The following is a 25,938-nucleotide window of genomic DNA, read 5'->3' as shown; positions in this document are numbered from 1 at the left end:
GAATGGGGTAATAGAGCGGATATTTCTCTATATATGTTTGCTAAGTGGGGTGTACCATGGATTGGTTTTATTCGGAGCACTAAAAATAGGAACTCGGATAAAAACTGATGAAAACAAAATATAAAACGATTATTTTCTCATTGGAAATATGGTTTCAGTAGGGGGTGGTTATTTTGACAGTTCACCTCTATAAAATTTGGATGAATTAAATGAGCGAAGAAACTAACAAACCTGAAGAATCTGACGACAGTTTACACACTTCGGTTCCAGTAACCGGGATGTACAAAGATTGGTTTTTGGATTATGCTTCTTATGTAATTTTAGAGCGTGCAGTTCCTGCAATTGAGGATGGATTGAAGCCGGTTCAGCGCCGTATCCTTCATGCGATGAAGGAGATGGATGATGGCAGATTCAACAAAGTAGCCAACATCATCGGTCAGTCTATGCAGTATCACCCTCATGGTGACGCATCTATTGGTGATGCCATTGTCAATTTGGGACAAAAGGACCTTCTGATCGAAACTCAAGGTAACTGGGGTGATATCAGAACAGGGGATAGTGCGGCAGCAGCTCGATACATTGAAGCCAGACTTTCCAAGTTTGCACTAGAAGTAGTTTTTAATCCACAGACTACAGAGTGGCAACTTTCCTATGATGGTAGAAAAAGAGAGCCTGTTACACTTCCTGTTAAGTTTCCACTATTGCTTGCTCAAGGTGTTGAAGGAATCGCTGTAGGTCTTTCCACTAAAATTCTCCCTCACAATTTCATCGAACTTATCGAAGGGTCTATCGAGATCCTAAAAGGAAATAAAACCAATGTTCTTCCAGACTTCTTGACTGGCGGTTTGGCTGATTTCAGCGAATACAATGAAGGAGTAAGAGGTGGAAAGGTAAAGGTTCGAGCAAGAATTGAAGAAGAAGACTCTAAAACGCTTTTAATTAAAGAGATACCTTATGGTACGACTACCGATTCTTTAATTGATTCTATCCTGAAAGCAAATGATAAAGGAAAGATTAAAATCAAAAAAGTAGTAGACAATACTGCGAAGGACGTAGAGATCCAGGTTCATTTGGCTCCTGGAACTTCCCCTGATGTGACGATTGATGCGCTCTATGCATTTACGGATTGCGAAGTTTCTATTTCCCCGAATGCTTGTGTAATTATTGAAGACAAGCCTGTTTTCCTTTCGGTCAATAGGATTTTGGAATACAATACCAAGCAGACAAAAGCTCTTCTGAAAAGAGAGCTTGAAATCCGTAAAGCGGAGTTGATGGAGAAGTTGCTATTCTCTTCTTTGGAGAAAATCTTTATCGAAAACAGGATCTACCGAGATATTGAAGAATGTACCACCTGGGATGCTGTTTTAGAGGCGATTGATCAAGGACTGGAGCCCTATAAGCCAGATTTTTATCGTGAGATTGTTCAGGATGATTTGATTCGATTGACAGAGATCCGAATCAAAAGGATTTCCAAATTCGATGCTTTCAAAGCTGATGAATTGATGAGAAAGCTTCAGGAGGAGTTAAAGGAAGTGAATTACAACCTGAAGCATTTGACTGAATACGCGATCAAGTACTATCAGAATTTGCTAGCTAAATATGGCAAAGGAAGAGAAAGAAAGACTGAAATTAGGGCTTTCGATACAATCCAAGCTTCTGTAGTAGCCGCAAACAATGCCAAGCTTTATGTCAACAGAAAAGACGGTTTTGTCGGTTTTGGTCTAAAGAAAGAAGAATTTGTTTGTGATTGTTCGGACTTGGATGATATCATCGTGATTCGGAAGGATGGTAAAATGATGGTTTCCAAAATACAGGACAAAAACTTCATGGGGAAAGACATCCTTCATGTAGGGATCTATAGAAAGACAGATGAAAGACTGACTTTCAATATGATTTATCTGGATGGAACTTCCGGTAGAGCCATGGTGAAAAGATTCCAGCCGGGAGGTGTTACTCGAGATAAAGAATATGATCTGACTAAGGGAACTAAAGGCTCTAAGACGCTTTATCTGACTGCCAATCCAAATGGAGAGGCAGAGATCATTACTGTTTACCTAACTCAGGGAGCTAAGGCCAGAGTTAAGGTTTTTGATTTCGAGTTTGCTAGTATTGAGATCAAAGGAAGAGGAGCAGGGGGTAATATCTTAACCAGATACCCAGTAAGGAAAATCCAGTTGAAAATGGAAGGTGTTTCTACCTTGGGTGGATTAGATATTTATTATGACCCTGTAGTAGGTAGATTGAATACTGATCAAAGAGGAAATCTGATTGGAAATTTCCTAGGTGAAGATAAGATTTTGGTTTGCTATAAATCCGGCGATTACGAGTTGACCAATTTTGAATTGACCAATCGCTATGAGCCTAAAGATGTCCTTTTGATTGAGAAATTTGAGCCTGAGAATGTACTTTCGGCCGTCTACTATGATGGAGGAAGTAAAACATATTACGTGAAGCGGTTTATGATTGAAACGACTTCACTCAACAAGAAATTTAACTTTATAACAGACCACCGCTCTTCTTATTTGAAATTGATTTCTTCTGAAAAACAGCCACAGGTAATGGCCCGCGTTTTGAAAGGAAAGGAGGAAGAAACTTTGGAATACGATCTGGACATGATTATTGATGTCAAAGGCTGGAAGGCCATGGGAAATAAATTGAGTACCTATGATGTCAAAGAGGTTAGTCTGATTGTTCCGGAGAAAGCACCCACCGAAGAAAAAGGAGAGGGAGACGGGAGTGAGGCTTCCGATGATGAAGATCTGGAAGTAGGTAGCACCATCGACCTTTCGCCGAAGAACGATGATGAAGAACAGTTGGGACTCTTTTGAAAGCCCAAGACCATTGATTATGAATTATGAAAATGGCCCAATAGATCAGGGATTACTGGATTATTTAGGCCAGTACATAACGGATCACAAAAAATCAGTGATGGAACGGGTTCTGGAAGATAGAACCCGCCATTTTACTGTGGTTTTAGAAGATATCTACAAACCACACAATGCCAGTGCGGTATTGAGAACCTGTGATTGCTTTGGGCTTCAGGATATTCATGTGGTTGAAAAGACCAATCAATACAAAATAAATCCTTATGTAACCCGTGGAGCTTCCGAGTGGGTTGATATCCATAAGTATTTTTCTCCTGCTGGTAATGCAGTGAAAGATTGTTTCAATTCTCTTAAATCTAAAGGGTATAAAATTCTGGCTACCAGTCCAAATGCAGATTCAGTTTCAATTTATGATTTAGATCCTAATCAGAAAACCGCTTTGGTCTTTGGGAATGAACATGAAGGTGTAAGCGAGGATGTGAGAGATCAAGCAGATGGATTAGTACATATTCCAATGTTGGGTTTTACAGAAAGCTTTAATATATCTGTATCTGCTTCCATTTTTCTTTATGATCTGGTGAGAAAAGCTAAAGAAAGCCTTCCTAAAGGTTTTTACCTTACTGATGAAGAAAAGCAGCAATTGAGACTAAAGTGGTACAGACAAATTGTGAAGCGTTCTAAGCTTCATGAAAAGATGTATTGGGATTCAAAGAACAAATAAGCTATTTCTTTTCAAAAATTGATTTAAGTTTTTGATCGAAAGGCACTTGGTCCTTTTGATTATTAGCTCTTCTACGCTGTCTTTGACGCTTCTTTTGTGTTTTTCTATCCAATAAGACCATTCGTACTGAAACGCCTGCTTGACCACGGAAAAACTCTTCTCTTCCAACAATGTTGATATTGGGCTTGTAATCAAATGCAATCACAGTTTTGAGTAGTGTCAATTCCAATCCAAGTATGAAATCAGTTCCCATGGTTCTATTTCCATAGGTTTGGATGATTTCCTTTCGGGTTTCGTCCTTTATAAAGCTTTCTTCGCTTCCAAAGGAAATTCCTGCACCGTAGTAGTAATTTAGCCTTTTTGAAAGGAGAGGACGATGGAATTCGTAAAGTAAGTGAGCCGTAGTATTTGTTGAAAAATCTGACTGAAGAATCCCTTCTAAAGTCCCTCTTTTAGAAATTCTCTGTTGGAATGTTAGTCCAACTGTTCTGCCTAAATCATTATTTCCAAGACGGATTCCTAGTGAGTTGCCGTAATGCTGAGCATTCCCCAGAATGGGTAAAAGTGGGAAAAGTATAAACAATAAATAAATTCTTTTCATAGCTACATACTTAGTGGGAAAGCCCAAAACGCAATAACTATTCCAAGAATTGTTAAAAAAAAAGCCCCTTCGAGAGGGGCCTAATTTTAGTCTTCGCTAATTACAATCTTTTCGATTACATCACCTGCTCTTATTGCGTCAATGACTTCTAGTCCTTCTACGACTTTTCCAAAGCAAGTATGATTTCTATCCAAGTGTGCAGTATTGTCTCTGCTATGACAGATGAAAAATTGAGAACCTCCGGTATTTCTACCTGCATGAGCCATTGAAAGTACTCCACGATCGTGATATTGGTTTCCACCAGTCAACTCACAATCAATTTTATATCCAGGTCCACCTGCGCCATTTCCGATTGGGCAACCGCCTTGAATCACAAAGTTTGGAATCACTCTGTGGAAAGTAAGTCCATCATAAAATCCTTTTTTGGAAAGATCTACAAAGTTTTTGACGGTATTCGGAGCATCATTTTCATAAAACTCCACTTTCATGGTTCCCTTTTCGGTAATAATTTCTGCAGTTTTCATAGGCTATGCACTTAATCTATATTTATAAGGATGGCAAAATTATACTTTTCTAGGAATTTTTTGTCCTGTAACTATTTCTTTCTGATGATATTATTGGATATATTTTTTCTCCCGGAACCAGTAATTTGTGCTTATGGACTAGAAATAAGGGTCTTATGATTTTTATTAAAAAAGCCTACTTCAAAAAAAGTAGGCCTAGGTTAATTTTGGGTTAGTATTTTTTAGGGATTTGGTGCCCCTTTCAATATTTCTTCAGATGCATAAGATTCAAATTGTTTGAAGTTTTTCACAAAAGCAAGCGCCAATTCATGAGCCTGTTTATCATATGCTGAGGGGTCAGACCAAGTGCTACGAGGATTAAGTACTTCAGCTGGAACAGACGGACAGGTCTGTGGAACCTGAACTCCAAATATTTGATGAGTCTTGAGCTCTACCTCATCTAATTTTCCTTCCAATGCTGCCGTAATCATAGCTCTGGTATAGGCAAGTTTCATTCTGGAACCAATCCCATATGGACCACCAGTCCAGCCGGTATTGATCAGCCATACATTGGTATCATACTTCTCCATTTTTTCACCAAAAAGAGTAGCATACTCAGTTGGGTGAAGTGGTAGAAAAGCGGCTCCAAAACAAGCGGAAAAGGTCAATTTGGGTTCAGTGATACCCATTTCAGTTCCTGCAACTTTAGCAGTGTAACCTGAAATGAAATGATACATGGCCTGACTCTTATTTAATTTTGAAATAGGCGGAATAACTCCAAAAGCATCAGCGGTGAGGAAGAAAATGTTTTTTGGAATTCCTGCCATTGATGGCAACTGAGCATTTGGAATATAATGGATAGGGTAGGCAGTTCTGGTGTTTTCAGTAACTGATCCATTCTCATAATCCACTTCTCTAGTTCCAGGCTTAAAGCACGTATTTTCTACCACAGATCCAAATCGGATCGCATCCCAAATCTCTGGTTCTTTTTCACGGGTCAAATCAATGACTTTCGCATAGCATCCTCCTTCAAAGTTGAACACACCGGTTTCAGTCCATCCATGTTCATCATCACCAATCAAATTTCTATTAGGATCTGCAGAAAGGGTTGTTTTTCCAGTTCCGGAAAGACCGAAGAAAATCGCTGTATCGTCGTCTTTTCCCACATTGGCAGAGCAATGCATGGATAGAACATTTTTCTCATGAGGCAGGATAAAGTTCAAGACTGAAAAAATACCCTTTTTCATTTCACCTGCATAGCCAGTTCCGCCAATCAGGATCATTCTTTTGGAAAGATTCAGAATTGCGAAATTCGAGTTTTTGGTACCATCAGTCACTGGGTCCGCTTTGAAATCGGGAGCGCAAATGATGGTAAAGTCCTGAATAAATTGACTTAACTCTTCTTGTTCAGGTCTTAAGAACATGTTGTGGCAAAATAAATTATGCCAAGCCAAGGTGTTGATCACTCGAATGTTTAGTCGGTGTTCAGGATCTGCTCCAGCAAAAGCATCTCTTACGAATAGATCTTTATCCTGTAAGAAGGCTTTCATTTTTTCTAGAAGCTGATCAAACTTTTCACCATCAAAGGGGATGTTGATATCTCCCCACCAAACTGCATCGGATGTTTTTTCATCTTTCACGATGTAGCGGTCTTTTGGAGATCTACCGGTAAACTTACCTGTATCTGCCATCAAGGCTCCTGTTGAGGTAAGGCTTCCTTCTTTTCTGGCTAAAGCATGCTCAACCAACTCTGCCGGAGGAAGGTTGAAATGAATTTTTCCACTTGTTTCCAAGTCGAGGTAACTCAAAGGAGAGGTCTGGATATCCAGAGCTAAATCCTGCATAAATATTTGGGTTTACAAACTGAAAATTGTCTGCCCAAAATTAGGTAAAAGGTTCCAATAGAAAACAAAAAATGTTTAAAATTTCGCTTTTCAATCGATTACGAAGAAAATTCCATCTTTTATTTGGGATACCATTTTAATAGCTGATTTTCCTCATATTTTTCCCTCAATATTCCTGTTTTTTGAAGCTTTTAAAAGCCATTTAAAAGAAAGCTTTTTGAAGAACCTGTCATTTTCTTTTATCATTGTGAAATTATATACACCTAAATCAGAGATTAATTGGAAAATACAGTCAACCCCGTACAGGACGAGCCAACTATTTTTGGACATCCTAAGGGATTATTTTATTTGTTCTTTGCAGAGCTGTGGGAGAGATTCAGTTTTTATGGAATGCGGGCATTGCTCACACTCTATATGGTGGATGTCATATTCGAAGCATTAGCGGATAGAGATTATGCCACTGCAGCAGTTTATGCATCTTATGGATCCCTAGTTTATGCATCTACAGTCATTGGAGGTAGGATCTCAGATAAGGTTCTGGGAATGAGAAACTCCATTTTCTTGGGTGGTATCCTGATGTCAATAGGCCATTTTGTTTTAGCGATAGAAAACGATGTGGCCTTTTTTCTTGCCCTATCCTTCATCATCGTGGGTAATGGCTATTTCAAACCGAATATTTCAACTTTTGTAGGAACACTTTACCCAGATGGAGATTCTCGTAAAGATTCAGGCTTTACCATCTTTTATATGGGGATCAATATTGGCGGATGGATTGCTCCACTTCTTTGTGGCTGGTTGGCAGCTACTTATGGCTGGCATTATGGTTTTGCTTTGGCAGGATTCGGTATGCTTTCAGGTTTGATTTTCTTTTGGAGCGGTATCAAAAATGGAGTTTTTGGAGAAAGGGGATTGCCTCCTGTTAATAGCTCTATAGATGAAAAGCTGTTGGGAGTTAAGATCAGATATATGATCCCTATTATTTCTGTTTTGGCTGTGCCTGCTGTGGCTTTCTTGCTTTCTTCTTACAAAGCCTTGGGAGCTGAAGGAACCTTCTTCGGTGATCAAAATATCGTGAATGTCATATTCAAATTGGTTGGTGTTGGTATCTTATCTTATTTGGGATATATCATGTTTCAGGCGACAGCTGACGAAAGGAAAAAGCTTTTTGTAGCTGTGTTGATCACCTTCTTTATGACGATTTTCTGGGGCTTCCATGAGCTTTCAGGAAGTGTAATTACTTTGTTTGCGTCAAGAAATGTGGATTTGGAAGGTATTATGTCTGCTTCCCAGACGAATTCCCTGAACTCCATGTGGATCATTATTTTGGCAATTCCGATTTCAATGCTTTGGACTAACCTTTCTAAAAAGAATCTGAACCCAAGAACTCCTTACAAATTTGGCTTGGGTTTAGTGATAGCGGGTATCAGCTTTTATGTATTGGCAATAAGTGGAAACTCTGCAAATGAGTCTGGATTGGTACCGTTCACTTATTTGTTATTGATGTACTTCTTACTGTCTATTGGGGAGTTGTTTATGTCTCCAGTGGGGCTTTCCAAGATTACAGATCTATCTCCAAAGCGAATTGTGGCCTTTATGATGGGGGTTTGGTTCCTATCTTCTGCTTTCGCTTTCCAAGTAGTAGGATTTATTGGAAAACAGTTGGCGATTGAAAGTACCGAAAAGAATATCGGAGGTTTTGATACCTTATCAATTTATACTGACGGATTCTTATTGATTGCAAAATATGCCTTGGGAGCTGGAGCTTTAGTGCTTTTAGCCTCACCATTTATAAAGAAGCTAATGGGCAATGTCCATTAATTGAAAAAGCCGGCTAATTGAAAAAGCCGGCTAATAGAATTTGATGTGCCCCCAAAAAGTTAGACACTTATTGGGGGCTTTTTTATTTCAATTTTTACAATTATTGAATCGACTTTTCTTTTTCATCGACCCAATCTTTGATCTCTTTTTGGATTAGATTTAGAGTATTTCGATCAAATACATCTCCTTTAAAAATAACAGATTCAATAGCTCTGGTATTCTTAATGTCTTCCAATGGATTTGCCTTAAGGATTAAAAGGTTCGCAATTTTTCCTGCCGAAACAGATCCATAAGAATCCAATTTGAAATAGGAGGGACCATTAATCACAGAAGCTGTTAATGCCTGTTGTGGAGTCAATCCATACTGAACCATTTTCTCTAATTCCAAATGAATAGCCCATCCTGGGTAGTCATAAGAATTCAAATATCCGGCATCAGTTCCAGCATAGATTTTCATTCCTGATTGTTGGATCAGAGGAAGCATTTCTGTAGTCGTTTCAAAACTTTCAACCCGATTTTGACGGGATTCAGGACTATCATTCTTTAGTCTCTCTATTCTCCATGAATAGCTTTCTTTCAGCTTTGGACCTAGGTAATCCAACATGGTATCCTGTTCAAATTTCCCTGGTTCCCAGTAAGCGATATTGTCACTGATCAAAAGAGTAGGAACAATCCCTGTTCCTAGATCTCTCAATTTTTCAAGGTTTTTAAGGGTTTCAGCTTCGGAATCCGCCTTGATACGGGTGATATATCCCAAATGCTCAATGGTGGTCAGTCCGGCATCAGCTAGGTCGAATAACTCCAGTTGGTCAGGGATATGCGCTGAGACACTCCAGCCTCGAGAAGATGATTCCTTGACAGCTTTTAAAAAGAGATCTGGTTGAAGTGCATTATCCGTGATTTTGATAAAATCTACTTGAAGCTGCTGTAGGGAATCCAGAGCCAATTCTAATTCTTCTTCCGTTTCAATTTCCAAATCACCAGCCCAAATGGATCCCTTTCCTTCCAGTTTAGGACCAGAGGTATAGAGTTCTGGCCCCAATCTCTGACCCGATTGTATTTCAGTTCTCCATTTTAAAACATCCAAGCTAATATCCCCTGCAGCATCTCTCACAGAAGTGACGCCTAAACTGAGATAGAGTGGGAGTAATTGCTCATTTTCATCAATGTATTCTGCACCTCCAAAATGGACATGATTATCCCATAGACCAGGCATGATAAAAAGATCAGTTCCATCAATTTCCTGCTTTCCTTCAAAAGAGCCTGTTTTATCTGTAGCAATGACTTTGATGATTCGATCATCATTGATCAGGATGGTTTGATCAGGGATAACTTGATTATGCTGAATATCAATAATGCCAACTGAAGAGATTTTTAAATCATAAGTTTCAATCTGCTTTTGACAGCTGAAGGAGAGAATACTTAAGCCTGCTATTAAATACTTTTTCATCAAAACAGACTGGTCTGTACAGTAGTTGGTTTACTTGCCTGAATCGTACCTCTCAACATTTCTTGCATCAATTTGATAAATCCCGGCTCCCAACTTTCTGGATTGATTTTGATTTCTTTTCCTTCATACTCGATCGGACCACGCATTTTTTCGAAACCGATCATCATACTCCAAATGGTGAAAAAGGTAATCTCTGGTTGTAGTTCTGGACGAATACTTCCGTCTTTGATCCCTTGGCTAATCATGGCTATTCCCAATTTGGCCGGCTCATGATGGATTTCCAATAACTTTTGGAAATGGACACTTTCTAAAATCTTTGGATCAATGCTTTCACGCCCCTCCTCTGAATTGTATTGTTTCATCAAGTCCAAAAAGGAAATAATGGAATCATATAGAATCTGATTGGTTTTTGCGAAAGCTGAAATACGGATAACCAGGTCACTCATTAATTGTAAACCTGACTTTCCTCGATTTCTATACACTTCACGGAATTCGTCTTTCAGTTGATCAAAAGCCTTTTTGGTCAAAGCCATAAACAAGTCTTCCTTGTTCTTATAATAAAAGTAGCTAAGACCTTTACTGATGCCTGCATTTTTTGCAACATCCTCCATTCGAGTTGCCTGAAATCCTTTGGTTGTAAAAAGAGAAATTGCTGAATCTAGGATAAGTTTCTCTTTGTTTTTTTCGCCCGCCATACTGAAGTTTTTAAATTAAAAAAGCTCTGTAAAGATATTAAACTTGGGTCAAAAAGACGAGTTAAACGCGGGTCAATTTTTTAGAAAAAGGAATAAAAAAAGGCCTCTATTTTATTTTAGAGGCCTTTTTGATTGGGTATCATCCGGTTAGATGATTTCTACAATGAAGTAGTTTTTCTTCCCTTTTTGTACCAATAGATATTTTTCCTGAAGTAAGGCAAATGATACAGGAGCATTTGGATCACCTAGTTTTTCCTTGTTCACACTTACTCCGCCACCTTGAATCATTTTCCTGGCTTCTCCTTTTGATCCGAAGATCACTCCTTGAGTAATTTCACCAAATAGATCCAGCGTGTTTTCTAAATCCTGGTAATCTGCAGCAGAGATTTTCACCTGAGGAACTCCATCAAATACTTGTAGGAATGTTCTTTCGTCCAAAGATGCCAAATCCTCTGTCGAAGACTTTCCAAAAAGGATATCAGAAGCTTTGACAGCCATTTCATAATCTTCGGCACTGTGAACCATGATGGTTACCTGCTTGGCAATTTCTTTTTGCAAAGCTCTTTGGTGTGGTGCTTCAGCATGCTCTTTTTCCAAATTCTCAATAGTCTCTTTATCCAATGTGGTAAAGATTCTGATGTATTTGGAAGCGTCCTCATCGGAAACGTTTAACCAAAACTGGTAGAAAGCGTATGGAGATGTTTTCTCTGGATCCAACCAAACAGAGCCACCTTCGGTTTTACCGAATTTGGTTCCATCAGCTTTGGTGATCAATGGTACAGTCAAAGCGTATGCGCTTCCTCCACCCATCCTTCTGATCAACTCGGTTCCGGTTACGATGTTTCCCCATTGATCAGATCCTCCTAGTTGGATGCTGCAATTATTGTTTTTCCAAAGATGAAAGAAATCATACCCTTGGATCAATTGGTAAGAAAATTCAGTAAATGAAAGTCCGTTTCCGTCCTCCAATCTTCTTTTTACTGAATCTTTTGCCATCATATAGTTTACAGTGATGTGCTTTCCTACATCTCTGATAAATTCCAAGAAGGAAAACTGGGCCATCCAGTCATAATTATTGACCAATTCTGCCTTGTTTTCATTTCCTTGTGCAAAGTCCAGGAATTTGGCTAATTGGTTTTGGATGGAGGCCACATTATGATCTAAAGTTGCCTTGTCCAACAAGTTTCTTTCGGCTGATTTGAAAGAAGGGTCACCGATCATTCCAGTTGCACCACCTACCAAAGCAAATGGTTTGTGACCAGCTCTTTGAAAATGAAGTAGGGTCATCACACCCACCAAATGTCCAATATGAAGTGAATCCGCAGTAGGGTCAAAACCCAAATAAGCAGAAGCCATTCCTTTATTGAGGTGTTCTTCAATTTCTGGGGTCATATCCTGGAGCATTCCTCTCCAGCGCAATTCTTCAATAAATGGATTCATCTTGATAATTTTTACAAGCCGCAAATATAGGTTTGTCCTTGGAAGGATGGAAGTAATTCTAAAAAGGTTTCTAAAGGATTACCACTCTTCCTTGATTTTTTGAGTCAATCTAAAATTGGTTACAGGCATTTTAAAAATGATTACTTTCATGGTTTAACCCAAAACTTATGAGAAATCTACAATTGATCGGGGGCTTTTTGTTGGCTTGGTTTTCACCATTACTGCTACAAGCTCAAAATGCTCCTCAATGGATGAGATATCCGGCCATCTCACCTGATGGTAGCACTATTGTTTTCACTTACAGAGGAGATCTGTACACTGTGGCAAGTACTGGTGGGGAAGCAAATCAAATTACTTTTCATGAGGCGCATGATTACAAGCCTGTTTGGAGTCCTGATGGACAAAAGATTGCTTTTGCCTCAGATCGCTATGGAAACTTTGACATTTTCTTGATGGATGCAGCAGGTGGTCCTGCTGATCGCTTAACGTTCCATTCAAACGACGAACAACCATTTGATTTTTCATCTGATGGGAAAGAAGTGATTTTCGGAGCTGTTCGAATGGATTTGGCTGAGCACAGGCAATATCCAACTGGATACCTTCCTGAATTGTATCAGGTTCCTGTATCTGGTGGTAGAGTAGAGCAGGTCTGGACAATTCCAGCTGAATATGTTCAGACTAGCAAGGATGGTCAGAAAATGATTTATCATGATAAAAAAGGAGGAGAAAATGAGTGGAGAAAACACCATCAATCAGGTGTAGCCAGAGATATTTGGATGTATGATGCATCGACAAATTCTCACCAAATCCTCAGTACATTTTATGGAGAAGATAGAAATCCGGTGTTTTCTCCAGATGAAGCCGAGCTTTTCTATTTGAGTGAGCAAAATGGCACATTCAATGTTTTTTCCATGGATTTGACTGACCCATCTAAAATTCAGGCATTGACAAATCTTGAGAAGTTTCCAGTTCGCTTTTTGAGTATTTCAGATAATGGGTTGATGTCTTTTAGCTATGATGGAGAACTTTATACTTTGAGAAAAGGAGATAACCCAAGAAAGCTTTCCGTCTCAATTAAAACTCAGGACATTTCCAATACTGATAATTACATTTCTATCAACGGAGGAGTTAGAGAAATGAGTATTTCACCTGACGGAAAAGAAATCGCATTCATAGCCCGCGGAGAGGTGTTTGTTACTTCAGTTGATGGATCTTTGACTAAACGAATTACCAATACACCTGAACAGGAACGATTTGTTGAATTTGCTCCTGATGGCAAATCAGTCATTTACTCTTCAGAAAGAGATGGGAAATGGCAGATTTTTAAATCCACCAAAGTCCGGGCTGAGGAGCCATTTTTCTTTGCATCTACACTTTTGAAAGAAGAGCCTCTATTGGCAGTTTCAGAGGATGCTTATTTGCCTAAGTTATCTCCAGATGGCAAAAAATTAGCTTTTATCGAAGGAAGAAGAACTTTGAAAGTGGTGGATTTGGCTTCCAAAGCGGAAGTAACTTTGATGACTCCAGAGCAATTGTTCCACATGAGTGACGGGGACCAGTATTTTACTTGGAGCCCAGATAGCAAATGGTTGTTGGCTTCCTATAGACCTACTATGGCCAATTCTGAAGTTGTGTTGTTGGATGCTTCTGGAAAAGAGCCTTTCAAAAAAATCACTCAAAGTGGATATAGTGATGATCGTGCCACTTGGGTAAATGATGGAAAGCAAATGCTTTGGTTTTCCAATCGTGACGGATTAAGAAGTTATGCGACTTCAGGCAGAAGTGAAGATGATGTCTATATGCTTTTCTTTGACCAAGAAGCTTGGGATCAATTCAACCTTTCCGATGAAGATTACAAGTTGAAGAAGGAGCTTGAGAAAGTGGGTAAAAAAGAAGAAAAGAAAGATGAGGATAGCAAATCTGATTCGGATAAGAAGGAAGTAACGCCTCTCGAATTTGATTGGGATGGAATAGAAGATAGAAAAGCGAGGTTAACGATTCACTCAAGCAATTTAGGTGATGCCGTTTTGAGTAAAGATGGAGAGAAGCTTCTCTATTTGGCTCGTTTTGAGAAAGGAATGAACTTGTGGAGTACAAACCTGAGAACCAAAGAAACCAAACAGGAGATCGCTTTAAATGCCGGATATGCTAGTTTGATCTGGGATAAAGATCAAAAGAACCTTTATATGCTAAGTGATGGAAGTATTTCCAAAATCAATCCTGAATCCATGAAGCGTGAATCCATCAAGATCAATGGCGAAATGACATTTGATAAGGATGCTGAGTTGGCTCACTTATTTGATCACGTTTGGCAGAGAACCCAAGGGATTTTCTACACACCAGATATGCATGGAGTAGACTGGGAGCAGTCCAGAATAGACTATCAGAAGTACTTACCTCATATTGGTAATAATTATGAATTTGCTGAAATGATCTCTGAGATGATCGGTGAATTGAATGTTTCGCATGCTGGTGCTCGTTATTCCAGATCTATTCCAATGGCAGATGAAACTGCTTCTTTGGGAGTATTTTGGGATTACAATCACAAAGGAAATGGATTAAAAATCACAGAAGTCATTTCTGGAGGACCTCTAGATAAATCTAATCTTAATATTTCTCCTGGAATGATTATTCAAAAAATCGATGGAGAAGTGATTAGTCCAGATGTTGACTTTGCCAAATTGTTGAACAGAAAGTCCGATAAATTCACTTTGCTTGAAGTTTCTGATGCATCTGGTGGAAATACACAACAATTGACAGTGAAGCCCATTAGTTTGGGAGAAGAAGGTCGATTATTGTATAAAAGATGGGTGAAAAAGAACCAGGAGGAAGTTGCAGAGAAAAGTGGTGGGAAATTGGGTTATGTTCATATCCCAGGAATGAGTGATGGCCCTTATCGGAATGTCTATGAGGAAATGATGGGTAAATATCATGACACAGATGCGGTCATAGTTGATACCCGATTCAATGGAGGAGGAGATTTGGTTGCTGATTTGGCTATGTTTTTCACGGGTGATAAGTTTTTGACTTATGCTACCGCTTCAAGGGAAGTGGGTTATGAGCCTACTGCTAGATGGACTAAACCAACCTTAGCCATGTTTAATGAGGCAAATTATTCTGATGGACATTGCTTCGCATGCGGATATACAGACTTAGGAATTGGAAAGACGGTAGGGATGCCGACACCTGGGACTTGTTCATTTGCTGGATGGGAAGGTTTACCAAATGGAGTAAGATGGGGAGCTGTTCCGATTTCTGCGAAAAATAAAGCAGGGGAGTGGTTAGAAAATAACGAGACTCGACCACAGTATGAGGTAAAAAATATGCCAGGACAAATTGATCGAGGAATAGATCAACAATTGGAAAAAGCTATTCAGGAATTATTGCTGGAAGTGGAGTAACAAAAAATGCCGGTTTCAGGCCCGGCATTTTTTTTTCGTTTTTCTCAATAATCTTATTGATAGGTCTTATTGTTTAAAGACTCATCATTCTTGAAGAATTGAGACATTTTAGCGAAAGAACTATCAAAGTATCCTTCGAGCATCTTCTTGATGATGAATGTTCGATATTCATCTTTTGACACGATAGGGAAGTATTCATGACTTTTACCATAAGACTTATGGCTCACAAATCCTTTTCTTTCCAAAATTCTTACAATAGTAGAAACGGTGTTGTAAGCGGGCTTAGGCTCTGGCATTGGAGTTAGGATGTCTTTGACAAAACCTCTCTCAATGTCCCAGAGAATTTGCATGATCTCTTCTTCAGCTCTGGTTAATGGTTTCATAAGGTGTTAAGTTTTAATTTATTAGAAAATTATTGCTTTAGTTCCTTATATCCAAAAAATAATTAATAATATATTATGTGTTTTAGTTATAAAAAATTTAATTGATTGAATATTAGAGAAATAAAAACGGGGCTTAGTTTAGCCCCGTTTTTATTTATGTAGTTTTTAATTTTATAATTCCCGATGCGTGTAATAATTTAACTATTGGATAAGTTGGATCAAACTCATACCATTTAACAGCAAAATTTGGTCTATTTGGTAATTTATGGTGATTATTTTGGAATAATTCACCAAGCATTAATAAATCTAATAACAAACTGTTTTTTGACTTATCATTATTGTCAAAGTTTGCATATCCATATTTATGTCCGCTCCAATTCACAATAGCTCCATGAACTGGTCCCATAAGAAAATGAATAGGAAGTAGGAAGTACATCCACCAATGCGTTCCGGGTAGTTCAAAAACAGAAATACATAATACATAAATCAAAACGTATAAGACACCCCAAGCTACTCTTACTCCCATATTGTCTGCAAACCTGTCGAATTTATTCCAGTCTGGAATATCTTTAGAGAAGCGTTCTTCTGGCTTTAATTTGAAACTGAAGTAATCGTTGTAGATGTTTTTTGTTTTCCACATCATTGTAAATAAGTTTTCCGTATGATGGGGGCTATGTGGATCTTTTGGAGTATCACTGTAAGCATGATGCATTCTATGTAAGATAGCATAGGCTCTAGGAGACAGATAGGAACTACCTTGCCACATCCAGGTGAATAGGTAAAAGAACCTTTCCCAGAATTTTGTCATAACAAACATTTGGTGCGCTGCATATCTATGCAGAAAGAAGCTCTGGCAAAACAGGGAAAAATACCAGTGCAAAAGGAAGAAGATGATGATAATCACTCGGTACTTGTGTTTGGTTAATTTTTTGCAAATATACGGCCTGAAATACCAATTTTAAAGCCAAAGTCTAAAGTTGCTTCCCTGTTCCTTCATGATTTAAATCATTTATCGATTATTTTGGAATAAATATTTCGAATTATGGCAAAGCAGGACAAAGCATCTTCGTTTTTGGTGAAGATTATTTTAGGGGGTATTTCAGTCTTAATTGCTGAATTTTTTCTCTCAGGAATTCATATTGATAGCTGGGTGACAGGCTTTTTATTAGCAGCAATTTTGATTCTGATTAATCTTACAATCAAACCTTTAATGATTGTATTGACACTCCCTTTGACATTGATGACATTTGGGTTGTTTCTGTTGGTGATTAATGCATTAGTTATATTACTTGCAGATAAAATCATCCCTGGTTTTCAAGTAGATGGATTCTGGTGGGCCTTATTGTTTGCTATTGTTTTGAGTATTATTAATTCACTTTTTGGAAACAATTTGAATTCAAATTAGTGTGATTGTATGGTCTCCTTCTCTTTTAAATATTTTCCATTCTCCATTTTTAGTTTTGGCTTTGATGGGGACTATGGACCTAGAAATATGTACCTTTAATAGGTTCTTTTCTTCTTTTTCATAGGGTTTCGGATTTGGGTCTATCCAAGTTATCACCTCTATTTTAATATTTGGTAATGGATTGCAATATGTCTTTAAGGCGGTATCTATCATAAAAATTTCTTCTTCCGGATCTATTCCTATAATCCTTCGTTGGTCAGAAATTCCAATAATTAAAATACCTCCTTCTGTATTTGCCAATGATGAAATAGTTTTAGCTATTTTCTCGTTGGAAGGTGCCTTTTGCTTGAATTCCAAATAGATACCTTCTTTTGACCTAAGTAGAGAATTTATAAATTCTTCATCAAACTTTTCTAAGTTTTCTTTACTCATTTATATTTTGCTTGTATATTCCTTGGTAAATCACTTCCGAAAGTTATCTTTCCCAAGTGAAATCTAATTATCCCTAATTTTTAATTCTATGTCACTAACTAATCCAGGATTTGATCCAACTGAGATCGCAAAGCTTAAGAAGGAACTTAGTGCTTCTGGAAAGCCATATAAATTAATTCCTGACGATGAGAATTCTGATGAATTTGTGAATTTTTACTTCATTGGAATGTATGAGGGTAAAGAAGTAATCTATGATGCTGCTCTTTATACCTTGAGATTACATCATTCTAGTGAGGTATACGAATTGGCTGAGCATGAAGCTGCAAAAAAGTTTCCCAATTTCAACGGTATCCAATATGAAGAAGACGAAAATGGGAATTTGCTACCATTAAATAGTGAGCAGGAAGAAATTGGCTGGTTCATCACTGAAATGATCATGGAGATCGAAGAGGAAGAAACTGTGAAGGTTCAAGAATTTATCGATGTTGATACTCACCATGATTATGGAATCGGTGTAGATGCAGCTCTTAATATTGATGTGATTACTGATTCTGTAATTGGTAAGTTCATCAAAGAGTTTAATGATGATACCATTGCCTTGGATGAAACATTGTTTTCTTTTCAATCAGAAGAGGAGGACGTTTGATAAAATCTTTCAGAACAATACCTTTGAACGCTTGTTGAATATACAAGCGTTTTTTTATGCTTCATATTGCCTGGTCCCCCGAATATTGTCACCCTTTACCTCCTGGACATCGTTTTCCCATGGAAAAATATGAATTGCTTCCACAGCAATTAATGTATGAGGGGACTGTAAATGAGAGTAATTTTTTCTCACCAATGCCCGTGTCAGAGGACTTGATTTTAGAAGCTCATGATTCAGACTATTGGCAGAAATTAGATAAACTGAGTCTAAGTCGTTCTGAAGAAAGGGCTACAGGTTTTCCTTTAAGTAGGGCATTAGTTGAAAGAGAGATTTTGATCGCAGGTGGATCTGTAGAAGCCACTAAATACGCTCTTGAACATAAAATTGCTATGAATATAGCAGGAGGGACCCATCATGCGTATTCTAATCGGGGAGAGGGGTTTTGCTTATTGAATGATCAAGCAATTGCGGCTAAGTATTTGCAAAAAAAGGGCCTTGCAGAAAATATTCTAATTATAGATTTGGATGTTCATCAAGGCAATGGTACTGCGGAGATATTTGAGGGAGATTCTTCGGTTTTTACCTTTAGCATGCATGGGGCGAAAAATTATCCTCATAGAAAAGAGAAATCAGATTTAGATGTAGGCCTTGAGGACGGTACTTCTGATAAAGAGTATCTAAATACTTTGAGATCTTCTTTGGATAAGATTTTAAATAAGTTTGAACCAGATTTTATTATGTATCAATCTGGAGTTGATGTATTAGCCTCAGATAAATTGGGAAGGTTGGCTTTGACAATGGATGGTGTTAAAAAGCGTGATCATATTGTTCTTTCCTTAGTTCATGAATTGGGATTGCCAATGATTTGCTCTATGGGAGGAGGCTACAGTAAGAAAATCAGTCATATAATCGAAGCCCACTCTCAGGTTTATAGGTTGGCTCAAGAAATATTTTACTAAACCTTAACCTATTTTAATGCTGTATATGGGGCTCTTCCCTTGGAAAATCAATTCTTTCTTTATATTTGCGCCCTTGTAAACAATAATCAATTCAAAGTGAAAAAGGGATTAAAATTCATCGGAGTACTAGGTCTTGCATCTGTACTTTTTTACGCTTGTGATCAAAAAACCGCAGAAAACCAATCTGCAGCAACCTCTGAAACTGCTGCAAGTTCTGGAGACTACAAAATTGCCTATGTGTATACAGATAGTGTAATTAATAAATATGACTATTTCATCAAAAAATCTGAAGAGCTAACTGATAAAGGGAAGAAATTTGAAGGTGACCTTCAAAGCAGAGCTAGAGGATTTGAGCAGGAAGTATCAAATTTCCAGCAGTCTGGTGGAAACATGACTCCAAATCAGCAAAGAGCCAAGCAGGAGGAATTGATGAAAAAAGAACAAAACTTAGTTACCTATAGAGATAACTTGATGCAGGAACTTTCTGTAGATGAGGCTAATCTTTACAATGAGGTCTACGAAAAAGTTCAAAATTATTTAAAAGGTTATGCCGAGGCTGAAGGATTGGATTTGGTTCTTAGCTACACTAGAGGTGGTTCTGTATGGTATGGAAAAGAGTCTTTGGATGTGACTAAATCTGTAATCGATGGTTTGAACAAAGAATACGGTCAAGCTCCAGCAGATACTGCGAAATAATTTCAAGAAAAACGAGATTAAAAACCCGGCTGAGTCCGGGTTTTTTTGTACCCTATTTTTGGGTATTTTTGAAGGCAAATTGAAAAAACTCAAATGAAAATCACAGAATTTTTAAAGCATCATTATCGTCATTTCAATGCAGCATCTTTGATCGATGCAGCAGAAGGATATAAAACTCATCTGGAAGAAGGTGGAAAAATGATGGTCACTCTTGCCGGAGCAATGTCCACAGCAGAATTGGGGATTTCTTTGGCAGAAATGATCCGTCAGGATAAAGTTCAAATCATCACTTGTACAGGTGCCAACTTGGAAGAGGATGTTTTCAACTTGGTAGCCAATGATTATTATGAGCGAATTCCAAATTATAGAGAACTTTCTCCTGAGCAGGAGCAAGATCTATTGGATCGTCATATGAATCGTGTGACCGATACCTGTATTCCAGAAATGGAGGCGATGAGAAGAATTGAAGATGTCATTTTGGATGAATGGGTAAAAGCTGATCAAGCTGGAGAAGCATTTTTCCCACATGAGTTCTTCTATAAAATTCTATTGTCAGGCAAGTTAGAGGATTCCTACCAAATCGATCCAAAAAATAGCTGGTTGCTAGAAGCTGCTAAGAAAAACCTTCCAATCATCGTTCCAGGATGGGAAGATTCTACTTTGGGTAATATGTTTGCTGGACACGTTATCTCTGGAGATGTGAAAAATGTTCACACTGTGAGAAGTGGAATTGAGTACATGATGTTCCTTGCAGAATGGTACACAAACAATGCAACTGAAGAAAGTAAAGTTGGATTTTTCCAAATTGGCGGGGGAATTGCAGGAGATTTCCCTATCTGCGTGGTTCCAATGTTGCATCAGGACCTTCAGCGTGATAATGTACCTCTTTGGGGCTACTTCTGTCAGATTTCAGATTCGACTACATCTTATGGGTCTTACTCTGGCGCTGTTCCAAATGAAAAAATCACCTGGGGTAAACTTGGATTAGAAACTCCAAAATTTATTATTGAATCAGATGCGACAATTGTGGCCCCGCTGGTATTTGCCATCGTTTTGGGTCAATAATTATGAGAAATTTAAATTCTAAAATACTTAAAGCAGGCAGTACATTACTGCTTGCTTTTTGTGTTTTTAATCGAGTACAAGCACAAGAAATACAGGTCCTTTCAGGGGCAAATAGCCCGCAGGATGATCAAAACCCAGTTTGGATTGGAGATGGAACATTACTATTTACAAGAGCATTTCACCCCGGAAATGTAGGAGGAGTCACAGATCCAGGTGATATCTGGATGACTAAGAAAAATGAAGATGGTGAATGGTCAGAGGCTATCCATCGTCCAGATTTGAGTACATCAGGGTATGATTTTCCCATTGGCTTGGAAGATCTGCTAACCCTTTTGGTTTACCATAGAGATTCTGAGAAAAACGGTATTTACCAATATTCGAAGTTTGGTACTGATTGGAATTTCCTCAGAAGAATAAATGTAGATGGTGTCGAAGACCTATCAGGAAATGTGACTGGACGAATTTCCAAAGGGGGAGAATTGATTTTTCTTTCAGCCAAAAGAGAAGACAGTAGAGGGAACGAAGATATTTATTTGATCAAAAAAGAATCAATAATTCAATGGTCGAGCCCTACTCATTTGGGGAATGTGATTAATACTCCAGGCCAAGAAATTAGTCCATTTTTCAATCCAGAAACCAAGCTCTTATATTTTGCGTCCAATATGCAAGAAGGAGCTCAGGGAAAAGATATCTTCATCTCAAAGGCTCTGGACGAGTCTCTTTTGAACTGGAGTCAACCCAAAAAGTGGGAGCAAATCAGTTCTCCCGGATCAGAAAGTACGGTAACTTTTATCAATGGCGATGAGGTAGTTTGGTCCAGTATTCAAAATAGTGATGGCTTTTCTGATTTATTGACTTTTAAAAATCCTGAACCATTAATAATCCCAGAAGAATTTGAGGCTCCAAAAGCAGTAGCTATCAGTCAAGCAAAGGAGGAGAAACAAGTGAAAGTTCAGGAGATTACTCCTATTTTTCCAGGTAACAGTGTAGGGGTTCCTGAAGTCAAAATTCAGCAAAAAGAATTAGTAGTTGAAGAGGAGCCTTTAGAATGGCTGTTGGTTGATCAAAAGAATAAAACGAGGATTCTTGATTACACTCTATTTGGATTATCTCAGGGAAATTGGGTAGAAATGGATTCTGATTCTATTCGGGTTTCTAAATTGAAGGAAAATGGTATTTCTGAACTTAAATTTGAAGCAATTTCTTTCTTTCCAAAAACCATATCCACATCTCAAATACTTTCTGAAGAGCCTAATGTAATTTTGTTGGCAAAAATTGAAACAGGCTCCAGTCTTACTTTGGATAAAGTAAATTTTAAAAGAGGAACCTCTGAATTAGAAGGTGATGAGACTTTCGGATATTTGGATGAAATTGTTGGTTTTTTAACCAAAAACGGTGGTTTTAAAGTTCGTATTAATGGTCATACTGATAGTGCGGGAGACCCAGGCCTGAATAAGGCATTATCATTGGAGCGTGCAGGAGCAGTGAGAGATTACTTGGTCGAAAAAGGAATTGAATTTGAACGGCTTAGAATCTCTGGATGGGGAGGTACAAGACCTGTGGCTTCGAATGCTACTGAAGTTGGTCGAGCAAAAAACAGGAGAGTGGATCTAACAATAGAGAACTAAAAAAGGAGCCCTAATTGTAAAACGATTAGGGCTCTTTTAATTTTTGGGATATTATAAATTATAGAGAATAGTCTCCTCTATATTCTCTTTTTACAAATTGGTTGGCAGGATCAAAATTAGTGATCTTCATATTTGGGCCATCCCACATCAATTTGATTCCTCGTCCAGGATAATCAAACTGATTGTCACTTCCAGTTCTTGGAACTCGATAATCATAAGATCTAATGGCAAGGTTACCCATCAAAACTGATTCGGTCAAAGGACCTGCCACACTAAATGGTGAACTAAGATGCTTATATTCTTCAGATCCATATCCTCCAATACATGCCTCAACCCAGTTTTTATAGTGACCACCATCACCGTCAGGAACTCTATATTCCGTCATTGGAACACTCACTTCCTTGGTTCTGGAAGTTGGAAGTAATTGAGGGTCTCTACCGTAGGTGCCACACATCATTTTACCTTTGGTCCCCTCGATGATGACACCATTTCCACCATCGCCCATGATTTCATTAGGTGCAAGTTCTTCTGGACGAGTTGGCTGAATACCACCATCCATCCAGTGGAACTCCAAGTCATCCTTGCCGGGTCTGTCAAATCTCAATGTGATATGAGAAGAAGGTGGGCAGCTATCTGGGAAATAACCGCGAGTAAATTCTCCAGTATATACAGAACCCACTGAGCATTCAGCAGATTTCGGATATCCCAGTCCAAGAACTCTGAATGGTGGCTCCATGATATGGCATGCCATATCTCCCAAAGCCCCAGTTCCATAATCCCACCAACCTCTCCAATTGAATGGAACGAGATTTCCAACGTAATCCTTGTATGGAGCAGTTCCTAGCCATAGGTCCCAGTCTAAATCAGCTGGAGGAGTGATAGGTGTTGATGGCCAAGGAATACCTTGTGGCCAAACTGGTCTATTGGTCCAAGAATATACTTTGGTTGCTTCTCCAATTAGTCCTGCATTGTACCATTCTACCAATTTTCTAACTCCATCTCCGGAAGATCCTTGGTTACCCATTTGGGTTACTACTTTATATTTTTCAGCTGCTTCGGTGAGCATTCTAGCTTCGTAGATGTCGTGTGAAAGTGGTTTCTGCACATAGACATGTTTCCCCATTTTCATAGCCATCATTGCGATAACTGCGTGCATGTGGTCTGGAGTAGAAACGGATACAGCATCTATATTATTTGCTTCCTTTTCTAACATGACTCTGTAATCCTTATAATATGCTGCTTTTGGATGGGCTTCACGACTTCCTTTCGCCCTGGTATCGTCCACATCACAAAGTGCGATCATGTCAACTTTTCCTGATGCATAAATACCTCTTACGTCACCGCCTCCCATTCCACCAACACCGACACTGGCAACTCTAAGCTTGTCACTGGGAGCTATATAACCCGGACCTCCTAATACGTGTCTAGGAACTATATAAAACCCCGCCATTGCAAGGGAGCTGCTTTTCAAAAAATCTCTTCTGGAATTACCAGATCCTTTATTTTCTTTCATGGTTTATTGATTAATCTTTTGCAAAAACTCAAATTATGATTTTCTGTGAAGTTTTTAGTGTTGAATTTGATAAAATCATGTATTTATTCCACGAATATCAAAATTGCTCTTCCTCAAATATATTTTTTTAGCGGAATCAGATTCTTAAAATTTTCTATTAAGTTTACCTTAATCCAATTTCCTAATATGAAAAATAGTATTGCTTTGATGGCAATAGGGATTTCTTTGTCCCTTCTTTCGTGCCAAAATGATTCTTCTAAATTAACTGATTCAGGACTTATTCCACTGCCTGTCAGTGTTTCCAATTCGTCTGGAACATTTGAATTAACCTCTACCACTTCCATTCAAATGGTTGGACCAGAAAGTGATCTAATTTTTATAGGAGAATATTTAGCGGAAAAATTAAGACCTTCTACAGGCTTTCCTATTCAAGTCGGAACAGACGAGGCTGCTATAAAATTGGAGTTGCTTGGAGATGGATCAGGTTCTGAAGGATATGAATTGTCCATTACTGATTCTCAAATCACTATAAAATCTGAATCAGAAGCTGGTTTATTTTATGGCGTTCAAACTTTGATCCAAGCATTCCCTCCTTCTATAGAAGAAAGGAAAAAAGTTTCTGAAAAATGGATTGTCCCAGCAGGGATTATTACTGACAGTCCTGATTTTGCATATCGTGGATCTATGTTAGATGTTGCAAGACACTTTTTTCCGGTAGAAGACGTCAAGCATTATATTGATCAAATGGCAGAGTTGAAATTGAACTATCTTCATTTGCATTTAACCGATGACCAAGGATGGAGAATCGAAATTAAATCCTGGCCAAAATTGACTGAAACCGGTGGAAGTACAGAAGTTGGTGGTGGTGAAGGAGGCTTTTATACTCAAGAGCAATATGCAGAAATAGTAGCATATGCGGCTGAGAGGTATATTACAGTTGTTCCTGAGGTGGATATGCCTGGACATACCAATGCGATTTTGGCTTCTTACGGGGAGTTAAATCCAGGTATTAATTTGCCTGATGGAGATACTGAGACTATTGTGAAATCTGTCGAAAAAGCTGAAGATCTATTATCAGGATCAAATATTGACAGGCAAGCGGCAGAGTTATATACAGGTATTGAAGTTGGGTTCAGTACCCTTGATTCTGATTTGGAGGCTACGTATCAACTGATTGAAGATGTTGTGAGAGAATTGACCGCTTTGACACCAGGTCCTTACTTCCATATTGGAGGAGATGAGTCTCATGTCACGAAAAAAGACGATTATATTTATTTTGTTGAGAGAGTTCAAGAAATCGTGAAAGGTTATGGGAAAACCAGCATTGGATGGGATGAGATCGCAACCACTACATTATTACCTGGAAATGTCGCCCAGTTTTGGGATAAAGCAAACAATGCCCAAATGGCAAAAAGTCAAGGGAACAAAGTCTTGATGTCCCCAGCAAAAAGAGCCTATTTGGATATGCAATATGATTCTACGAGCCGTATCGGTTTACATTGGGCTGCATTTATTGAATTGGATGATGCTTATAATTGGGACCCCGCCACTTATACTGAAGGGATTTCTAAATCCGATATTTTAGGGGTAGAGGCTCCTTTATGGACAGAGACAGTCACTAATAGAGCGGATATTGAATATTTGGTTTTCCCACGTTTAGCAGCAATTGCCGAGGTTGCATGGACTCCTACAAGTAGAAGATCTTGGGAGAGCTTTGCTAGTAGAATTCCTGTTCAAGGAAAGAGATGGGATATCGAAGGAATAGACTTTTATAAATCACCGAAAGTCAATTGGTAATATATCAAGTCAATGATTTAGCCCAAGTTGGAAAATCTCAACTTGGGCTTTCTTATTTTAGAAAGCTTCAAGAAACTTTGATTTTTGGGGAAATTGAGGCTATTATGGACATTAAT

General features: G+C 38.4%; 21 protein-coding genes. 11 read left to right on the top strand and 10 right to left on the bottom strand.

What is annotated here, in order from left to right; genetic code table 11:
• Positions 1-209 precede the first annotated feature (209 nt).
• Entirely contained in the window at positions 210-2,828 is a 2,619-nt protein-coding gene (locus O0V13_RS03655) for a DNA gyrase/topoisomerase IV subunit A (RefSeq protein WP_268033636.1), read from the top strand.
• Positions 2,800-3,546, top strand: coding sequence for a TrmH family RNA methyltransferase (locus O0V13_RS03650; protein ID WP_268033635.1), 747 nt, complete (start codon positions 2,800-2,802; stop codon positions 3,544-3,546). The genes O0V13_RS03655 and O0V13_RS03650 overlap by 29 nt, the downstream gene beginning before the upstream one ends.
• A gap of 1 nt (position 3,547) precedes the next feature.
• Here the strand turns inward: O0V13_RS03650 and O0V13_RS03645 are convergent, their stop codons facing one another.
• The 3 genes from O0V13_RS03645 to pckA all read right to left on the bottom strand — a co-directional run bounded on the left by O0V13_RS03645 (position 3,548) and on the right by pckA (position 6,494).
• On the bottom strand, positions 3,548-4,147 hold the full coding sequence (locus O0V13_RS03645) for a hypothetical protein (RefSeq protein WP_268033634.1): 600 nt from the start codon (positions 4,145-4,147) through the stop codon (positions 3,548-3,550).
• A gap of 86 nt (positions 4,148-4,233) precedes the next feature.
• Positions 4,234-4,671 carry a peptidylprolyl isomerase gene (locus O0V13_RS03640; protein ID WP_073570836.1) on the bottom strand — a complete coding sequence of 146 codons (438 nt, stop codon included), beginning with the start codon at positions 4,669-4,671 and terminating at the stop codon, positions 4,234-4,236.
• A gap of 221 nt (positions 4,672-4,892) precedes the next feature.
• Positions 4,893-6,494 carry a phosphoenolpyruvate carboxykinase (ATP) gene (gene pckA, locus O0V13_RS03635; protein ID WP_268033633.1) on the bottom strand — a complete coding sequence of 534 codons (1,602 nt, stop codon included), beginning with the start codon at positions 6,492-6,494 and terminating at the stop codon, positions 4,893-4,895.
• A gap of 279 nt (positions 6,495-6,773) precedes the next feature.
• Between pckA and O0V13_RS03630 the strand changes: the two genes are divergently transcribed.
• Positions 6,774-8,312, top strand: a complete 1,539-nt coding sequence (locus O0V13_RS03630) for a peptide MFS transporter (protein ID WP_268033632.1) — start codon at positions 6,774-6,776, stop codon at positions 8,310-8,312.
• Positions 8,313-8,412: 100 nt separating this feature from the next.
• On the opposite strand, the gene O0V13_RS03625 is transcribed toward O0V13_RS03630, so the two are convergent.
• From O0V13_RS03625 to tyrS, 3 genes are all read right to left on the bottom strand, one after another.
• Positions 8,413-9,762: an amidohydrolase family protein gene (locus O0V13_RS03625; RefSeq protein WP_268033631.1), complete on the bottom strand. Its 1,350-nt coding sequence runs from the start codon at positions 9,760-9,762 to the stop codon at positions 8,413-8,415.
• Positions 9,762-10,457 carry a TetR/AcrR family transcriptional regulator gene (locus O0V13_RS03620; protein WP_268033630.1) on the bottom strand — a complete coding sequence of 232 codons (696 nt, stop codon included), beginning with the start codon at positions 10,455-10,457 and terminating at the stop codon, positions 9,762-9,764. The genes O0V13_RS03625 and O0V13_RS03620 overlap by 1 nt, the downstream gene beginning before the upstream one ends.
• A gap of 147 nt (positions 10,458-10,604) precedes the next feature.
• Positions 10,605-11,897, bottom strand: a complete 1,293-nt coding sequence (gene tyrS, locus O0V13_RS03615) for a tyrosine--tRNA ligase (protein WP_268033629.1) — start codon at positions 11,895-11,897, stop codon at positions 10,605-10,607.
• Between the two features lie 251 nt (positions 11,898-12,148).
• On the opposite strand from tyrS, the gene O0V13_RS03610 reads away from it, so the two are divergent.
• Positions 12,149-15,298 carry a S41 family peptidase gene (locus O0V13_RS03610; protein ID WP_268033888.1) on the top strand — a complete coding sequence of 1,050 codons (3,150 nt, stop codon included), beginning with the start codon at positions 12,149-12,151 and terminating at the stop codon, positions 15,296-15,298.
• 53 nt (positions 15,299-15,351) lie between these two features.
• Here O0V13_RS03610 and O0V13_RS03605 read toward each other — a convergent pair whose 3' ends face one another.
• Positions 15,352-15,681, bottom strand: coding sequence for a BlaI/MecI/CopY family transcriptional regulator (locus tag O0V13_RS03605; RefSeq protein WP_073570348.1), 330 nt, complete (start codon positions 15,679-15,681; stop codon positions 15,352-15,354).
• A gap of 154 nt (positions 15,682-15,835) precedes the next feature.
• A complete protein-coding gene (locus tag O0V13_RS03600) occupies positions 15,836-16,585 on the bottom strand; it encodes an acyl-CoA desaturase (protein ID WP_268033628.1) in 750 nt (249 codons plus the stop codon).
• A gap of 138 nt (positions 16,586-16,723) precedes the next feature.
• Here O0V13_RS03600 and O0V13_RS03595 point away from each other — a divergent pair, with 138 nt between their 5' ends.
• Positions 16,724-17,086: a phage holin family protein gene (locus O0V13_RS03595; protein ID WP_268033627.1), complete on the top strand. Its 363-nt coding sequence runs from the start codon at positions 16,724-16,726 to the stop codon at positions 17,084-17,086.
• Here the strand turns inward: O0V13_RS03595 and O0V13_RS03590 are convergent.
• Complete coding sequence (locus tag O0V13_RS03590; RefSeq protein ID WP_268033626.1) at positions 17,078-17,518, bottom strand: AlbA family DNA-binding domain-containing protein; 441 nt, start codon at positions 17,516-17,518, stop codon at positions 17,078-17,080. The genes O0V13_RS03595 and O0V13_RS03590 overlap by 9 nt on opposite strands.
• 88 nt (positions 17,519-17,606) lie before the next feature.
• Here O0V13_RS03590 and O0V13_RS03585 point away from each other — a divergent pair, with 88 nt between their 5' ends.
• From O0V13_RS03585 to O0V13_RS03565, 5 genes are all read left to right on the top strand, one after another.
• Positions 17,607-18,164, top strand: coding sequence for a hypothetical protein (locus O0V13_RS03585; RefSeq protein WP_268033625.1), 558 nt, complete (start codon positions 17,607-17,609; stop codon positions 18,162-18,164).
• 56 nt (positions 18,165-18,220) lie between these two features.
• Positions 18,221-19,123 (top strand): histone deacetylase family protein, encoded by a 903-nt coding sequence (locus O0V13_RS03580; RefSeq protein ID WP_268033624.1) that lies wholly within the window; start codon positions 18,221-18,223, stop codon positions 19,121-19,123.
• A 96-nt stretch (positions 19,124-19,219) separates the two neighbouring features.
• On the top strand, positions 19,220-19,819 hold the full coding sequence (locus O0V13_RS03575) for an OmpH family outer membrane protein (RefSeq protein ID WP_268033623.1): 600 nt from the start codon (positions 19,220-19,222) through the stop codon (positions 19,817-19,819).
• A gap of 93 nt (positions 19,820-19,912) precedes the next feature.
• On the top strand, positions 19,913-20,884 hold the full coding sequence (locus tag O0V13_RS03570) for a deoxyhypusine synthase family protein (protein WP_268033622.1): 972 nt from the start codon (positions 19,913-19,915) through the stop codon (positions 20,882-20,884).
• 2 nt (positions 20,885-20,886) lie between these two features.
• Positions 20,887-22,512, top strand: coding sequence for an OmpA family protein (locus tag O0V13_RS03565; protein WP_268033621.1), 1,626 nt, complete (start codon positions 20,887-20,889; stop codon positions 22,510-22,512).
• Between the two features lie 58 nt (positions 22,513-22,570).
• Here the strand turns inward: O0V13_RS03565 and O0V13_RS03560 are convergent, their stop codons facing one another.
• Positions 22,571-24,025, bottom strand: coding sequence for a Gfo/Idh/MocA family protein (locus tag O0V13_RS03560; RefSeq protein ID WP_268033620.1), 1,455 nt, complete (start codon positions 24,023-24,025; stop codon positions 22,571-22,573).
• 186 nt (positions 24,026-24,211) lie between these two features.
• Here O0V13_RS03560 and O0V13_RS03555 point away from each other — a divergent pair, with 186 nt between their 5' ends.
• Positions 24,212-25,822 carry a beta-N-acetylhexosaminidase gene (locus O0V13_RS03555; RefSeq protein WP_268033619.1) on the top strand — a complete coding sequence of 537 codons (1,611 nt, stop codon included), beginning with the start codon at positions 24,212-24,214 and terminating at the stop codon, positions 25,820-25,822.
• The last annotated feature ends 116 nt before the right edge of the window (positions 25,823-25,938 follow it).

It is taken from the genome of Algoriphagus sp. PAP.12 (genome assembly GCF_026652115.1).
Lineage (GTDB): Bacteria > Bacteroidota > Bacteroidia > Cytophagales > Cyclobacteriaceae > Algoriphagus.
The sequence above is the reverse complement of the archived record's forward strand: the minus strand, read 5'-3'. Positions and strand labels throughout refer to the sequence as shown.